This window comes from Amycolatopsis ponsaeliensis (assembly GCF_030182635.1).
Taxonomy (GTDB): domain Bacteria; phylum Actinomycetota; class Actinomycetes; order Mycobacteriales; family Pseudonocardiaceae; genus Amycolatopsis; species Amycolatopsis ponsaeliensis.
The window spans coordinates 55,415-69,911 of sequence record NZ_JAPZLD010000047.1 but is presented as its reverse complement, the minus strand read 5'-3'; the positions used below and the strand labels follow the sequence as shown (position 1 = coordinate 69,911).

The window sequence follows — 14,497 nt, the reverse complement described above, 5'->3', positions numbered from 1 at the left end:
GGCGCGGCCGCTCGGTGCCGGACCGGAGGGACTCGAGCCTTCCGATCCGCTTGCGGCGCGGCCGCTCGGTGCCGGACCGGAGGGACTCGGGCCCTCCGGTCCGCTTGCGGCGCCACCACTCGGTGCCGGACCGGAGGGACTCGAGCCCTCCGCCGTCGGCCGAGGGCGCCGTGGCTCGGTGCGCGTCGTCATCACCACTCCCCCTGGCCCGGCTCGTGGTTCAGCAACGCCGAATAGCCGCGCTCGATCGGGCTGTCGCCCACGTGCTCCGCCGTGCCCGCTGCCGCCAGCGCGTCCGGACTGCCCTGGAACACGAGCTTTCCCTCGGCGAAGAGCACCACGTCCGTGCACGCCGTCGCGACGTCCTCCACCAGGTGCGTCGAGATCAGCACGCACGAGTCCTGCCCCAGCTCCTGGACCAGCTCGCGGAACCGCACCCGCTGCGCCGGGTCGAGGCCGGCCGTCGGCTCGTCGAACAGGAGGATGTCCGGGTCGTTGACGATCGCCTGGGCGATCCCCACCCGGCGGACCATGCCGCCCGACAGGGTCTTCATGCGGTCGTCCGCGCGGTCGGCCAGGCCCACCCGCTCGATCGCGCGCTGCACCGCACCCGGGATGTCCTCTTTGGACATCTCCTTCAGCCACGCCAGGTACTCGACGAACTCGCGGACCGTGAACCGCTTGTAGTAGCCGAAGTTCTGCGGCAGGTAGCCGATCCGGCGGCGCAGGTCGCGCTGCCCCGTGCGGCCGCCGGCCGGTGCGCCGAGCAGCGACAAGCTGCCCGCCGCCGGCCGCAGGACCGTCGCCAGCGCCCGGATCAGCGTCGTCTTGCCCGCGCCGTTCGGCCCGAGCAGGCCGTGCACCCCCTTGCCCAGGGACAGGTCCAGCCCGTCCACCGCCATCTTCCGCCGCCCCACCCGCACCTTCAGACTCTCCGCCTGGATCTCCCAGGCGTAAGTCGTCGGCGCGACCTCGGCGGCTCCCACTGCCCGCATGTCTTCCTCCCTAGTGATGCGCGCCGAGCCGGGTGAACGCCGCCCTGCGCAGGACGACGACCACCGTGGTCAGCGCGAAGATCCCAGCCCACACCGGCAGCGCGCCGGTGCTGAGCGCAAACGTTTGCCCCTGTTCGGCGAAGCTCGGCAGCACGATGACGCCGGCCCACACGACGAGCAGCGCGTACGCCGCCCGGCTGACCCCGACCAGCCCGCCGAGCGCGAGCGTCCCGGTGGTGAACGCCAGGCTCGGCAGCAGCCAGAGCGCCGGCGCGGTACCGGTCAGCCACCCGGCTGCCCCCAGCAGCGGCAGGACGACGGCGAGCACCGCCACCGTCCGCCGCGCGACCAGGTAGAGCCCGGCCCGCGGCGTCGCGGCGACGACCTCGTACGCCGGGTCGAGCCCCCGGGCCCACGACGCGGCCACCCCGAGCACCGGCAGCACCGGCGCGAAGAGCTGCACCCCCGTCACGTCGAGCACGGTGTGCCAGACCTGGTCGAGCACGACCGCGAGCAGCGTGACCAGCCCGATCATCGCCAGCCACGGCACCATCGCCGGCGTGACCCACGTGTCGAGCCACCGCCGCCGGTACCGCTGCCGCCGAGGGGCCCGGGGCGGCACGGGCGGCCCGTGGAACGGAACACCCGACAGCTCGATTTCGACGCCGAGCCGGTTCCAGACGACATCCACCACCGGCTGGACGGGCGCCACCTCGGCGAGCCGCGCCCTGCACACCCGGCACGTCTCGAGGTGCGCTTCCAGACCCCACAGCCGGTCGGCCGGGAGGCCGTAACCCGCCACGTACTCGGCGATGAGCTCGTCCGACGCGTGGGTCATGACAGGGCCTCCTTCATCGCGAACCGCGCCCGGCGCGCGCGGGTCTTGACGGTTCCTTCGGGCAGCCCGAGCAGGACGGCGGTCTCCCGGACGGTCAGCCCGTCGAGCACCATCGCCTGCAGCACCGCCCGCAGTTCGGGGGCGAGGTCACGCAGCGCGTCACCGACCTCGTCACCGATCGTCGCCGCCAGCGCCACGTCCTCCGCCGCCGGCACCGGCGCGACGTCGAAGGCCACCTCCGCCAGCACCTCGGCGTGGTGCGCCCGGCGCCGGAACGCGTCGACCAGGCGCCGCGCGGCGATCGTCCACAGCCAGCCGACCGCGGTCCCGCCGGTCGCGGCCCCCGCGAACGACGCCGCCGCGCGCCACACGGCCAGGTACGTCTCCTGCATGACCTCGGCGACGATCTGGTCGTCGGCGCACCGGCGGCGCAGGCGCACGGCGAGCCAGGGCGACGTGCGGCGGTAGAGCTCCTCGAACGCCGCGCGGTCGCCCTTGGCCGTGCGCCGGACGAGGTGCTCCTCGTCGGCGTCCTCCAGTGGCAGTTTCCTCACACCAGGCAAGACGCCGGATCGCCCGGAACGGTTCTCACCCGAGTGTGCGCTACGTCACATCGAGTGAGAGGGCCAGAACTTCCGCCAGCCGTCGGCCTCCAGGGTCGTCGGCTCCAGCCCGACGTCGCGCGCGGCCTGCTCGGCGGCCCGGACGTCGTTCGCGAACTGCTTCGCCAGCGCCCTCAGCTCGCCCTCGGGGTCGACGCCCGCGCGCCGCGCCGTCGCCGCGATGCGGAACAGCTGGGCGGCGGCGCCGGTGCCCACCGGGAAAAGGTCCAGCGGGATGCCCGCGCGGCCGGAACGCTGCCCGAGCTTGCCGGCCAGCGCGACCGCGGGCTGGCCGAGCGCCACGCCGTCCACAATGGACTTGCGCTGCTTCTCCTGCTGCTTCAGCTCTTCCCACTTGAGGTTCTGGTGCTCGACCGTGTGCACCCGGTCGGCGTCGGCGAAGACGTGCGGGTGCCGGCCGACCAGCTTCGCGACCAGGTCGGCGGCGACCTCGTCGATGCCGAAGGGGTCGGCGGCGTCCTCGGCGGCGACCCGCGCGTGGAAGAGCACCTGGAGCAGGACGTCGCCGAGCTCCTCGCGCAGCGCCTCGCGGTCGCCCGACTCGATGGCGTCGAGCAGCTCGTAGGTCTCCTCGACCAGGTACTGCCGGAGCGAATCGTGCGTCTGGGCCGCGTCCCACGGGCAGCCGCCCGGCGAGCGGAGCCGGTCCATCACCTCGGCGGCTTCGACCAGCGGCGGCGCCGGCGTCTCGATGACCTCCGCGCCGGTCGCGATGAGCAGCGACGCCGCGGGCTCGTCCCGGGACCCGGCGAGCAGCACGACGTCCTTCAACGACGGCGCCTCGGTGATGTCCGGAACGCCGAACAAGCTCGCGTCGACGTCCGTGGCCGCGTACACGGCGGTGGCGTCACGAAGGATCTTCAGCGCCGCGGCGGGCAGGGTCGCCCCGCGGACGACCACGACGACGCCCGTGCTCACTGCTGCGTACGGCCGGAACCACCCTGGGGCAGCACGAGGCCCTGGGCGGCGTCCAGGTTCTGGAGGACGTTCATGCCCACCACATCCCACACGCCGTAGCGCTTGTTGATCCGCACGTCGGACTGGTCGAACAGCGGCTGCAGCTGCCGCATGCCGATCGCGGTCTTGGAGGCGTCGTCGAGGGACGGCGCCTGCTCAGTGGCCACGGGCTTGTCGTCCACGCGCTGGCGGACCACCGCGACGAACCAGGTGCCCTCGCGGTTCGGGTAGGGGAAGACCGTGACGGTGCCGGCCGGAGACCCGAAGAGCGGGCTGGCGGCGAGCACGCCGGCCTGCGACGCGGGCACCGCCTCGCCGACGCCGGTGAGCGGCGGGATCGAGTCGGTGCTCTGCCCCTGCTGGGCCGCCTGCTGCCGCAGCGACGCCTCGTACTGGGCGTCGGCGCCGATGCGCTTGGTCGCGGCCGCCGGGTCGGCGGCGAACTGCCGGGCGAGGTCGAAAGCCGCGTTCTTCGCGTCGGGCCCCTTGAGCGTGGCACCGGTGGCGGAGTCCGGCATCGAGCCGATGGACGTGTAGTCGAAAGTGACCGACAGGTTCGGGACGACCTTCTCGGCCAGCGCCTGGGCGAGGTAGGTGTCGGTCAGCGCCTCGCGGTGGTCGCGGGTGCGGGTGACGAGCTCGCTGACTGCCTGGTTCTCGTCGGCCGCGTCGGCGGACACCGTGCCGTTGAGGGGGTCCTTGGCCAGCTGGGCTTCGATTTGCCCGTAGTTGGGCGTGATGCCCTGCTTTTCCGCGGCCGTGGCGAGCAGCTCGTGCAGCACGAGCGAGCTGACGACCGCCCGCCCGAGCACGTCGAGCTTGTGCTCGGCGGCGAGCTTGCGCGCGTAGGGCTGCTCGCGGACGGCCTTGTCGATGAGGTTCTGCACCTGGTCGATGGACACCGAGCGGTCGCCGACGATGGCGGCGCTGCCGACCTGGCTGGGGCCGGAGCCGCACCCGGCGAGCAGAAGAGCACCGGCAACAACCGCGACCAGCGCGCGAGGGCGCCCCATGATCCGCATCACAAGCCATACCCTCTCACACCATCGCACCCGAAACGCAACACCCGTGCGGTGTCGCCGGGCGTAACCTCGACGACATGGACCACTGGCTGACCATCGAGGTCTTCGATGGCGAGTCCACGGCTTCCTTGTGGCGGCTCGCCCGCGGTGACGCACTCACCGAAGCAGCACTGACGAACGGCGCGGAACAGTGGGTGTGGCACGAACACCGCTGGGGCGTCGTCCTGGAGATCGAGTTCAAATCGGAGGAAAGCCGCGACGCGTTCCGCGCGCTGCCGGTCGTGACGGCGGCGTTGGACGCGGTACCGGATCCGACGCGGGGGTTGCTCGTGTACCCGGGACGCGGTGGCGGCGCGGGATCGCGGATGCCGCGGACGCCCCGGCCGTTGCCGATGGCCGGTGCCGGGGCGGTTCCAGTGCCCGTGGAGTCGGTGAAGATGGGGTTGGCGGAGGCCATGCCGCCGATGTTCAGCGAAGTCGGCTGAGCAGCGAGGGTGCCGTAAGAGCACCCAGCCGCGGAAACCCGGGCGCCACAACGGGAGTTCCCCCGAAGTGGCGCCGCGCCTTACACCGCCGCGGGCTTCTTCGTCAGCTGCGTCAGCAACTTCGTGCACCAGTCGAGTAGCTCTTCGTCCCGCAACGTCGGCGCGCCGATGCGTCCCCCTGCCGGGCCCTCGGTGGGCTTCGGGACCGACACCGTGTTCGTCACGGCCTTGAACATCGCCTTCGGGTACAACCGCTTCAACCGCACCATCTGCGAATCCTGCAGCGGCAGTGGTGCGAACCGGATCGTGTTGCCCTGGACCGCCACCTCCGTCACGCCCGCCTCGCGGCACGTGTGCCGGAACCGCGCCACCGCCAGCAACCGGTTCACCGGCGCCGGTGGCTGGCCGTAGCGGTCGATCAGCTCTTCGCGGACCGCGTCCAGGCCCTCGGTGTCCGGCGCCGCCGCGATCTTGCGGTACGCCTCCAGCCGCAACCGCTCGCCCGGCACGTAGTCGTGCGGGAGGTGGGCGTCGATCGGGAGGTCGACGCGGACGTCGGCCATCTCCTCGTCCTCCGCCGGCTCCGCGCCCGCGTGCCGCCGGAACGCGTCGACCGCTTCGCCGACCAGCCGCACGTACAGGTCGAACCCGACGCCCGCGATGTGCCCGGACTGCTCCGCGCCGAGGATGTTGCCCGCGCCGCGGATCTCCAGGTCCTTCATCGCGACCGCCATGCCCGCGCCGAGCTCGGTGTTCTGGGCGATCGTCGCCAGGCGGTCGTGGGCCGTCTCCGTCAGCGGCGCCTCCGGCGGGTACAGGAAGTACGCGTACCCGCGGTCACGACCGCGTCCGACCCGGCCTCGCAACTGGTGCAGCTGAGCCAGCCCGAGCAGGTCGCCGCGCTCGACCAGCAGCGTGTTCGCGTTCGAGATGTCCAGCCCGGTCTCGACGATCGTCGTGCACACCAGGACGTCGTACTCGTTTTCCCAGAAGCCCTGGATGATCTTCTCGAGCTTGTCCTCGTTCATCTGGCCGTGCGCGGTGACGACGCGCGCCTCCGGCACCAGCTCCCGGATGTGCCGCGCGGCCTTCTCGATCGAGGAGACGCGGTTGTGGACGTAGAAGACCTGCCCGTCACGCAGCAGTTCACGCCGGATGGCCGCGCCGACCTGCTTGTCGTCGTACGTACCGACGTAGGTCAGGATCGGGTGCCGGTCCTCGGGCGGGGTGAGGATCGTGGACATCTCGCGGATGCCGGCCAGTGACATCTCCAGCGTGCGCGGGATCGGCGTCGCCGACATGGTGAGCACGTCGACGTGCGTGCGCAGCGCCTTGATGTGCTCCTTGTGCTCGACGCCGAAGCGCTGCTCCTCGTCGACGATCACGAGACCGAGGTCCTTGTAGCGGATGCCGGTCTGCAGCAACCGGTGCGTGCCGATCACGATGTCGACCTCGCCGCCGGCGAGCTGCTCCAGGATGATGTCCGACTCGGTCTTGTTCGTGAACCGGGACAGGCCCTTGATCGTCACCGGGAACGAGCGCATCCGCTCGTGGAAGGTGTTCAGGTGCTGCTGGGCGAGCAGCGTCGTCGGGACGAGGACCGCGACCTGCTTGCCGTCCTGCACCGCCTTGAACGCGGCGCGGACGGCGATCTCCGTCTTGCCGTAGCCGACGTCGCCGCAGATGACGCGGTCCATCGGGACGCCGCGTTCCATGTCGGCCTTGACCTCGTCGATCGCGGCCAGCTGATCGTTCGTCTCCGTGAACGGGAAGGCGTCCTCCAGCTCGCCCTGCCACGGCGTGTCCGAGCCGAACGCGTGCCCGGGCGCGGCCTGGCGCGCGGCGTAGAGCTGCACGAGCTCGGCCGCGATCTCCTTGACCGCCTTCTTGGCCCTGGCCTTGGTGTTCTTCCAGTCGGAGCCGCCGAGCTTGTTCAGCGTCGGCAGCTCGCCGCCGACGTACTTCGACACCTCGTCGAGCTGGTCGGTCGGCACGAACAGCCGGTCGCCCGGGTGCCCGCGCTTGGACGAGCCGTACTCCAGCAGCAGGTACTCGCGGGTGGCGCCGGCGACCGTCCGCTGGACCATCTCGACGAACCGGCCGATGCCGTGCTGCTCGTGCACGACGTAGTCGCCGGCCTTCAACGCCAGCGGGTCGACGGCGTTGCGCCGCCGGGACGGCATCTTGGTGTTGAGGTCCTTTGTGGACGTTCCGGCGCCCGAGCCGCGGCCGGTCAGGTCCGCTTCGGTCAGCACGACCAGGGCGCGCTCCGGCGAGATGAAGCCGTCGGTCAGGCCGCCGCAGGTGACCGTGACGAGGCCCGGCGCCGGCGCGCTCTTCAGGCCGTCGCCCGCCAGCGCGGCCGGGACGTCGGCGGCCGAGAACTGCTCGACCGCGCGAGCCGCGGTGCCGTGCCCGGCGACGACGAGCACCGCCGTGCCGCCCGACGCGATGTGCGCGCGCAGGTCCGCCGTCGCGCGTTCGAGCTCCCCGCGGTAGGCGGGGGCGGCTTCGACCGAGACGCGGTAGACGTCCGGGTCTTCGCTGGTCAGCTGGGTGAGCGTCCACCACGAGCGCTTGGTGTCCTGCGCGTGGGACGCGATCTCGTCGAGCCCGCGGTAGGCGGACGCGCCGAGGTCGATCGGGGCCTGGCCGCCCGCCGCGGCCGTCGTCCACGAAGCTTCGAGGAACTCCTGGCCGGTGCGGACGAGGTCGGCGGCCCGGGCGCGGATCTTCTCCGGGTCGGTGAGCAGGACGTGGGTGCCGATCGGCATCGCGTCGGTGAGCAGCTCCAGCTCGCCCTCGCAGAGCACCGGGATGAGGGCTTCCATGCCCTCGACCGGGATGCCGTCGGCGAGCTTGGTGAGCATCTCGGCCAGGTGGGCATCGGCCTCGTACGTCGTCGCCAGCTCGGCGGCCTTCTCCTTGACCGGCGGCGTCAGCAGCAGCTCGCGGCACGGCGGCGCGGTGACGCGCGGGATCTCGCCCGGCAGCGACCGCTGGTCGGCGACGGCGAACGCGCGGATCTCGCTGACCTCGTCGCCCCAGAACTCGACGCGGACGGGGTGCTGCGCGGTCGGCCCGAACAGGTCGAGGATGCCGCCGCGGACGGCGAACTCGCCGCGCTTCTCGACCATGTCGACGCGGACGTAGGCCAGCTCGACGAGCCGTTCGAGCAGCTCCTCGAACGGCTCTTCCCGACCGACGACCAGGTCGATCGGCTTGAGCGAGCCGAGACCGGGAGCCATCGGCTGGATGAGGCTGCGGACGGTCGCGACGACGACGCGCAGGGTGTCGTCCTCGGTCTTGAGCCGGTGCAGCACCTCCAGCCGGCGGCCGACGGTGTCGGCGCGCGGCGAGAGCCGCTCGTGCGGGAGGGTCTCCCAGGAGGGGAAGTCGGCGACCCGGTCGCCGCCCAGCAGCGCGCCGAGGGACGAGGTCAGCTCGTCGGCCTCGCGGCCGGTGGCGGTGACGGCGAGGACGGGCTTGGCCGCACCCTCGTCGGCGGCGATGGCGGCCGCGACGAGCTGCCGGGCGGCGATCGGGCCTTGCAGCTCGAGCAGCGGCGCACCGGCGCGCTCGACCACGCCGCGCAGGGCCGGGTCGGGAAGGGTGGCGGTGAGGAGTCCGGACAATGGAGCGTCGGTCACGGTCCCAGCCTACGTGCCACCCCCGACAGGTTTCCGATCACGGCTGGTCGCGCAGCAGTTCCGCGGTGCCGTGAATGACTCGTTCACCTCATCCGGCGGCAGGGCTCCGGCAAAGTCGCCCGACTCGGCTGTCCCGGCGCCGGTCGACGGGTGCGGTGCCCCGGCCAAACGTCTTGAATGAGTCATTCAGGACCTCCCACGCCCTGAATGACTCATTCAAGACAACCGCCGACGAGGCCACCGACCTGCGCCGCCGAAGACGGGCGCCCAGGCCGTCAAGAGCGGAGCAGGTCCGCGACCTCCGCAACCCGCGGCAACTGCTCGTCGAACACCTTCGGGTCCGTGCTCGCGATCCGCAGCAGCACGTGCTCCGCCCCTTCGTACTCACGAAGCCGCGAAGCCACCTCAGCGGCGCTTCCCGTCACCTGCATCTGGATCCCCTGCACGAAGTCCGCGGGCATCCCGTAGTTGCGCTGGCAGTACTCCTCCAGCAGCGCGCGGCCACGGTCCACGTCGTCCTCGACCAGGACCGTCGCGAACAACGCCGGCGTCACCGGGCGCGACGACAGTGCGCGGATCCGGGCCAGGCCGGACACGTAGTCCGCCGGGTCTGGCGGGTACGGGAGCCAGCCGTCGTACAGCCGGCCGACGCGCTCCAGCGCTCCCGGCGTGTACGCCGCCAGCCACACCGGCGGGCCGCCCGCGCGCGCAGGCGCGGGAAAGGACGGCAGCGAGTCGTAGTGCAGCACCTCGCCGTGGAATGACGACGCGCCGCTCCACGCCGCCCGCCACAAGCCCACGATGTCGTCGAGGCGGGCCCGCCGCCGGGACCACGGCACCCCCACGAACGCGAACTCCGGCTCACTCCGCCCGGCGAACCCCGCGCCGACGGCCACCGTGAGCCGGCCGCCGCTGAGCAGGTCGAGGGAAAGCAGCTGGTTCGCCGAGAGAACCGGGTCGCGCAACGCCGGGAGCAGCGCCGACGTCCCCAGGGTCACCCGCGAAGTCCGGGCCGCGAAGGCACCCAGCACGGTGAACGCGTCCAGCGGCGCCCGCGCGAGCGTGTCGCCGACCCAGACCGAGTCGAGGCCGAGCTCTTCGGCGGAGACGGCGACGTCGACCAGTTCGGGCGCGGTCCGCCCGGCGTCGAGGATGGGCTGGTAGGTCGGCACGACCAGGCCGTAGTTCGTCATGCCGGAAAGCGTCGCCGAAGCGGGGAATGCCCTCAATTCCCCACGGGGAATGGCGCGACCCAGCAGGATGGGACCGTGAACTTCGGAACCGCGCTGAAGGACTGGCGCACGCGGCGGCACTTGAGCCAGCTCGACCTGGCGTTGCGGGCCGGGACGACGCAGCGGCACGTGAGCTTCATGGAGAGCGGGCGCTCGCTGCCCGGCCGCGGGATGGTGCTGCGCGTCGCCGAGTCGCTCGAACTGCCCCTGCGCGAGCGCAACGGCCTCCTGCACGCCGCCGGTTTCGCGCCGTCGTACCCGGAAACGAAGCTCGACGACCCGGCGATCCGGCCGGTGCTCGACGGGCTGCGGCGACTGCTCGACGGCCACCGCCCCTACCCCGCGATCGTCGTCGACCGCTACGGCCTGCTCGTCGCGAAGAACGACGCGTTTTCCCTGCTCATCGAGGACGTCGCGCCGGAACTCCTCGAAGAACCGGTCGACACGCTGCGGCTCGCGCTGCACCCGCGCGGGATGGCGCCGCGCGTGCGGAACCTCGACGACTGGGCCCGGCACATCCTCGAACGCCTGCGCAACGACCTCGTCCGCACTCCGGACGACCGGCTCGCCGCGCAGCTCGCCGAGCTGAAGGGGTACCTGCCGCCGGAGCGGCCGCCGAGCGCCGACCACCTCGGTTTCGCCGTGCCGGTGCGACTGTCCACTTCGGTCGGTGAGCTGCGGCTGATCACGGCGATCACGACGTTCGCGACCGCTGCCGACGTCACGGTGTCGGAGCTCAAGCTGGAGACGTTCCTGCCCGCGGACGCCGAGACCGCGGAACTGCTCGTGAGTGGTAATTCGGGCTAACGGACGAGCACCGAGGTTTCGGAGGGCGGTTGAGCCGACGTCGGCGCCAGTGGACGACCGCCGGCTATGCGCTGGACCCCGGACTACGCGGCTTACGACGCAGGAGCAGCACCAGGTTGGTCACGGCGATCACCGTCAACCCGAACAAAGTGATGAAGAACCCGACGCCGAGATGGACCACTTCACCAGCGCGACCGACGACGTCCACCCCCTTGCCATCAGGGAGGTAGACCATGAATTCGGCGTATTCCTTCGCCTCGTCGGTCAACTGACTGACGAAGAGGATCCCGGTCACCGCAACCAGTGCCGCGGCCAGCGTCGCGATGCCCACCGTCAGGAGCGCTCGCGGTCGCCAGACCCCGATGAACATCAGCCCCAGGCCCAGCGCCATCACGACGACCGCAGCGGTCCCCGCTATCCGGACATCCTGTCCCGGGGCCACCGCATCGGTCAGCGGTTCGCCCTCTTTCTGTGACGGCAAACGGAGTGAGCCGGTTGTCTCCAGGCCGGGATCACTGCCCGTGATGACGTCGGCACCGGTCACCGACGCGGTAGCCGTACCCGCGCCTACTTGGGTGCCCGGTGGCACCGAACAAGACACCGCGACGCTTGGCAGAAACAGGAACAGCAAAAGGAGCAGGAAGAAACCCAGCGGGCCGGCGAGAGTCTGGGATCGCCTGGTCCCCGTTCGAGCCGGGCTTTCCGATCGTGCGGATCCCGGATCGTCCATCGTCATCGCGAAAGAATTGCACGGGCGGTCCGGGACCGGTCCCGGACCAGATCATCGGCGCGCTGGGTATCGCACCGGCCGCCACCCGTCCTGACCTGTGAGGACCCGGCGATTGATCGCCATGGATCCACCGTGTCGACAAGAGGGTTGGCCAGAACCCCAGCGCCACTCACGACGCCGGGGTGACCAGCGCCGTCAGGTGACCCAGCAGCAGTTCCGCGCTCGCCCACAGCACGGCCGCGCACACGCTGCCCACGGCGAACCGGCGGTACGGCATCGCCGCCGAGCCCGCGACGCGCGGCACCAGCGTCCGCGCGCCGGCCAGGCAGCGGCCCGCGATCACCGCCGGGACGCCGTAGCGCGCGACCGCCGCTTCGGCGCGGTCCCAGCGGTCCTGGCCGATGCGGCGGGCGAACCGGGACCGGCGGAGCCGCCGTCCTTCCAGGTAGGCCAGCTGATCGCCGATGACGGCCGCGAGCACGGCCACCGGTAAAGCGAGTCCGAGGTGGAGCGTGCCCCGCTCGGCGAGGAATCCCATGAGCAGCAACGCCGACAGCGTCGGGAGCACGATTCCGGGCAGCAGCGCGGTTTCCGCCGTGATCAGCAGCGCGCAGATGAGGTAGACGACCGGTGCGGGCGCGTCAAGCAGTGGCCGCAGCAGGCTGTCCATGGCTCGTCCTCCCCACCGCCACCGGGAGCGCCGCGCGGTAGACGAACGCGGGCGGCAGGTTGCCCCAGACGACCGAAGTGCGCTCCACGACGGCGAAACGGCTTCGCAGCGAAGCGGCGAAGCGACGCGCGGGTGGCGTCCAGGCCGTGTGGGCGTACGCGAACGTCGTGAACCGGCCGTTCGGGGCCAGCGCCGCCGTGACCGCGTCGAGGATGCGGTGCTGGCGGTCCGCGGTCATGGCCGTCCACGGCAGTCCGGAGACGACGACGTCGAGGTAGTCGGCGGCCAGGTGCTCGGCCGAGCCGGTGACGACGTCGACCTGCGGAAAGCGCTCGCTGACGGAGGCCGCGAAACGCGGGTTGATCTCGTAAGCGGTCAGGCGTGCTTCGGGGTGAAGCAGCGCGAGGACCGCTTCGGTGAACACGCCGGTGCCCGGACCGAGCTCGGCGACGTGCGACGCGCGTTCCAGGCCGAGGCCCGCGGTCATCGTTTCGGCCAGCCGCGGTGAGCTGGGCGCGATGGCGCCCGTCAGCATCGGGTGGCGGAGGAATTCCCTGGTGATCGACATGATCCCGACGTTAGGAACGGCGTGGGTGGCCGCGAATCCGCCGGATCGGCCGGCCTTCTCCTCCCCGGGGAGGACACGGTCGGGCCGAAGGGATGACGACCCGGACCGGGTCCCGGCATTACGTTCGTGGCGTGGAACGACTCGTCGTCTGGGTACGCAGGCACCGGTGGACGGTGGACCTGCCGCTGTACGCCGTGTTCCTGTTCCTCGCGCCCAACTGGGTCGGCACGGGTTCGTGGACGGTCCGCGCGATCCCGATGCTGTTCCTGCTCCCCTTGCTGGTCCGGCGCCGGTTCCCGCGGACGGTGGCGGTCCTGATCCTCGCCGGCACGCTGGTCACCTTCACCAACGAGATCTGGGCGTTCGACCGCGGCCGCGCCGAGCTGAGCATGGCGGTCGTCCTCTTCAACCTGGTGCAACGCGGCGACCGCCGGTTCGGTGCGCTGACCGCGGCCGGGATCCTCGCGCTCGACACGCTGTGGGGGTTCAGCTGGGGCCCGTCCATGCAGAACCCGACCCTCACGATCGTCGCGATCCTGCCGATCCACCTGGCGGCGTGGGCGCTCGGAGAGTTCTTCCACACCAGGGAACAACTCACCGCGGAGGAGGAGAAGCGTGCCGACGCCCAAGCACGCGCGGCCGTCGCGGAGGAACGGACGCGCATCGCGCGCGAGCTCCACGACGTCCTCGCGCACAGCATGAGCGTGATCGTGCTGAACGCCGAGGGCGCGAAGCTCGCCCGGCACCGCGACCCCGAAGCGGTCGACCGCACGCTCGACACGATCGGCCGCACCGGCCGGGACGCGCTCGCCGAGCTGCGGCGGCTCCTCGAAGTCCTGCACGCCGGCCAGGCGGCGCGCAGTCCCCAGCCGAGCATCGACGAGCTGCGCGAGCTCGTCGAGCAGTGCGGGCGCGCGGTCGCGCTCGAGGTCACCGGCGACCCCGGTGGCCTGTCCGCGAGCGCCGCGCTGCAGGCGTACCGGATCGTCCAGGAGGCCCTGACCAACATGATCAAGCACGCCCCGGCCGACGCGACCGGCCGCGTCGAAGTCGCGTTCGAGCCGGCCGAGGTCCGGATCGAGGTGACGAACACCGGCGGGCAGTCCCCACCGGCGCCGGTGCCGGCGTTGCCCTCGTCCGGGCGAGGGCTGGCCGGGATGCGCCAGCGCGTCGAGATGTACCACGGAGAGCTGACGGCCGGGCCGCTCCCGGACGGCGGTTACCGGGTGCGCGCGAGCCTGGTGATCGGGTCATGACCACGCGAGTGCTGCTCTGCGACGACCAAGAGCTGGTCCGCGTCGGGCTGCGGATGATCGTCGAGAGCCAGGATGACCTCGTCGTCGCCGCCGAGGCCGCGAACGGTGAGGAGGCCGTCGCGAAGGCGCGGGAGCTGCGGCCGGACCTGGTGCTGATGGATGTCCGGATGCCGGTGCTCGACGGCGTCGCCGCGACCGGGCGGATCTGCGCCGAGCTGCCCGACGTGCGGGTCCTGATCATCACCACGTTCGACCTCGACGAGTACGCCTACGCCGCCCTGCGCGCGGGCGCCAGCGGGTTCCTGGTGAAGGACGCGCCGTCGGAAGAGATGCTCGTGGCGATCCGCGGTGTCCTGCGCGGCGACTCGATGGTCTCGCCGTCGGTGACGCGGCGGCTGCTCGACCGCTACCTCGCCGACGGCCGCGACCCGGTGGACGTGGCCAAGCTCGACGTGCTGACCGAGCGCGAGAAGGACGTGCTCGGGCTCATCGCCCGCGGGCACTCCAACGGCGAGATCGCGGCGAAGCTGTACATCGGCGAGACGACGGTGAAGACCCACGTCGGACGCATCCTCGGCAAGCTGCGGCTGCGCGACCGAGTGCACGCGGTGGTGTTCGCCTACGAGTCCGGGTTGATCCGCCCAGGGTCGTGATCACTCCCTAT

Annotated in this window: 14 protein-coding genes; 4 read left to right on the top strand and 10 right to left on the bottom strand. The window is 71.6% G+C overall.

Annotation, left to right across the window (positions count from 1 at the left end):
• Positions 1 to 191: 191 nt before the first annotated feature.
• Genes QQ657_RS45250 through QQ657_RS45230 form a run of 5 tightly spaced genes read right to left on the bottom strand, consistent with a single transcriptional unit; the run spans position 192 to position 4,426 of the window.
• Positions 192 to 995 (bottom strand): ABC transporter ATP-binding protein, encoded by an 804-nt coding sequence (locus QQ657_RS45250; RefSeq protein ID WP_284748571.1) that lies wholly within the window; start codon positions 993 to 995, stop codon positions 192 to 194.
• Positions 996 to 1,005: 10 nt separating this feature from the next.
• A complete protein-coding gene (locus QQ657_RS45245) occupies positions 1,006 to 1,833 on the bottom strand; it encodes a zf-HC2 domain-containing protein (RefSeq protein ID WP_284748570.1) in 828 nt (275 codons plus the stop codon).
• A complete protein-coding gene (locus QQ657_RS45240; RefSeq protein ID WP_284748569.1) occupies positions 1,830 to 2,387 on the bottom strand; it encodes an RNA polymerase sigma factor in 558 nt (185 codons plus the stop codon). The genes QQ657_RS45245 and QQ657_RS45240 overlap by 4 nt, the downstream gene beginning before the upstream one ends.
• A gap of 54 nt (positions 2,388 to 2,441) precedes the next feature.
• Positions 2,442 to 3,374, bottom strand: a complete 933-nt coding sequence (locus tag QQ657_RS45235; RefSeq protein WP_284748568.1) for a nucleoside triphosphate pyrophosphohydrolase — start codon at positions 3,372 to 3,374, stop codon at positions 2,442 to 2,444.
• The gene (locus QQ657_RS45230; RefSeq protein ID WP_284748567.1) at positions 3,371 to 4,426 is read right to left on the bottom strand and encodes a SurA N-terminal domain-containing protein; all 1,056 of its coding nucleotides are present in this window, start codon (positions 4,424 to 4,426) and stop codon (positions 3,371 to 3,373) included. The genes QQ657_RS45235 and QQ657_RS45230 overlap by 4 nt, the downstream gene beginning before the upstream one ends.
• Before the next feature lie 86 nt (positions 4,427 to 4,512).
• Between QQ657_RS45230 and QQ657_RS45225 the strand changes: the two genes are divergently transcribed.
• Entirely contained in the window at positions 4,513 to 4,920 is a 408-nt protein-coding gene (locus QQ657_RS45225; protein ID WP_284748566.1) for a hypothetical protein, read from the top strand.
• An 80-nt stretch (positions 4,921 to 5,000) separates the two neighbouring features.
• Here QQ657_RS45225 and mfd read toward each other — a convergent pair whose 3' ends face one another.
• Both mfd and QQ657_RS45215 read right to left on the bottom strand, forming a co-directional pair.
• Positions 5,001 to 8,555 carry a transcription-repair coupling factor gene (gene mfd, locus QQ657_RS45220; protein ID WP_284748590.1) on the bottom strand — a complete coding sequence of 1,185 codons (3,555 nt, stop codon included), beginning with the start codon at positions 8,553 to 8,555 and terminating at the stop codon, positions 5,001 to 5,003.
• Between the two features lie 290 nt (positions 8,556 to 8,845).
• Positions 8,846 to 9,763, bottom strand: a complete 918-nt coding sequence (locus QQ657_RS45215) for an LLM class flavin-dependent oxidoreductase (RefSeq protein ID WP_284748565.1) — start codon at positions 9,761 to 9,763, stop codon at positions 8,846 to 8,848.
• A gap of 75 nt (positions 9,764 to 9,838) precedes the next feature.
• Here QQ657_RS45215 and QQ657_RS45210 point away from each other — a divergent pair, with 75 nt between their 5' ends.
• Positions 9,839 to 10,609: a helix-turn-helix transcriptional regulator gene (locus QQ657_RS45210; RefSeq protein WP_284748564.1), complete on the top strand. Its 771-nt coding sequence runs from the start codon at positions 9,839 to 9,841 to the stop codon at positions 10,607 to 10,609.
• Between the two features lie 64 nt (positions 10,610 to 10,673).
• Here the strand turns inward: QQ657_RS45210 and QQ657_RS45205 are convergent, their stop codons facing one another.
• The 3 genes from QQ657_RS45205 to QQ657_RS45195 form a co-directional block, all read right to left on the bottom strand.
• A complete protein-coding gene (locus QQ657_RS45205; RefSeq protein ID WP_284748563.1) occupies positions 10,674 to 11,345 on the bottom strand; it encodes a hypothetical protein in 672 nt (223 codons plus the stop codon).
• 163 nt (positions 11,346 to 11,508) lie between these two features.
• On the bottom strand, positions 11,509 to 12,009 hold the full coding sequence (locus QQ657_RS45200) for a DedA family protein (protein WP_284748562.1): 501 nt from the start codon (positions 12,007 to 12,009) through the stop codon (positions 11,509 to 11,511).
• Positions 11,981 to 12,577 (bottom strand): class I SAM-dependent methyltransferase, encoded by a 597-nt coding sequence (locus QQ657_RS45195; RefSeq protein ID WP_284748561.1) that lies wholly within the window; start codon positions 12,575 to 12,577, stop codon positions 11,981 to 11,983. The genes QQ657_RS45200 and QQ657_RS45195 overlap by 29 nt, the downstream gene beginning before the upstream one ends.
• Positions 12,578 to 12,708: 131 nt before the next feature.
• Here QQ657_RS45195 and QQ657_RS45190 point away from each other — a divergent pair, with 131 nt between their 5' ends.
• On the top strand, positions 12,709 to 13,833 hold the full coding sequence (locus QQ657_RS45190; protein WP_284748560.1) for a sensor histidine kinase: 1,125 nt from the start codon (positions 12,709 to 12,711) through the stop codon (positions 13,831 to 13,833).
• Positions 13,830 to 14,486: a response regulator gene (locus QQ657_RS45185; RefSeq protein ID WP_284748559.1), complete on the top strand. Its 657-nt coding sequence runs from the start codon at positions 13,830 to 13,832 to the stop codon at positions 14,484 to 14,486. Before QQ657_RS45190 ends, QQ657_RS45185 begins: the two co-directional genes overlap by 4 nt.
• Positions 14,487 to 14,497: the final 11 nt, after the last annotated feature.

Bases quoted from the DNA above. Each gene is read 5' to 3' on its own strand.
- QQ657_RS45200 (WP_284748562.1), bottom strand. From the start codon at position 12,009: ATGGACAGCCTGCTGCGGCCACTGCTTGACGCGCCCGCACCGGTCGTC.
- QQ657_RS45250 (WP_284748571.1), bottom strand. From the start codon at position 995: ATGCGGGCAGTGGGAGCCGCCGAGGTCGCGCCGACGACTTACGCCTGG.
- QQ657_RS45205 (WP_284748563.1), bottom strand. From the start codon at position 11,345: ATGACGATGGACGATCCGGGATCCGCACGATCGGAAAGCCCGGCTCGA.
- QQ657_RS45185 (WP_284748559.1), top strand. From the start codon at position 13,830: ATGACCACGCGAGTGCTGCTCTGCGACGACCAAGAGCTGGTCCGCGTC.
- QQ657_RS45195 (WP_284748561.1), bottom strand. From the start codon at position 12,577: ATGTCGATCACCAGGGAATTCCTCCGCCACCCGATGCTGACGGGCGCC.
- QQ657_RS45245 (WP_284748570.1), bottom strand. From the start codon at position 1,833: ATGACCCACGCGTCGGACGAGCTCATCGCCGAGTACGTGGCGGGTTAC.
- QQ657_RS45230 (WP_284748567.1), bottom strand. From the start codon at position 4,426: ATGGGGCGCCCTCGCGCGCTGGTCGCGGTTGTTGCCGGTGCTCTTCTG.
- QQ657_RS45225 (WP_284748566.1), top strand. From the start codon at position 4,513: ATGGACCACTGGCTGACCATCGAGGTCTTCGATGGCGAGTCCACGGCT.
- QQ657_RS45215 (WP_284748565.1), bottom strand. From the start codon at position 9,763: ATGACGAACTACGGCCTGGTCGTGCCGACCTACCAGCCCATCCTCGAC.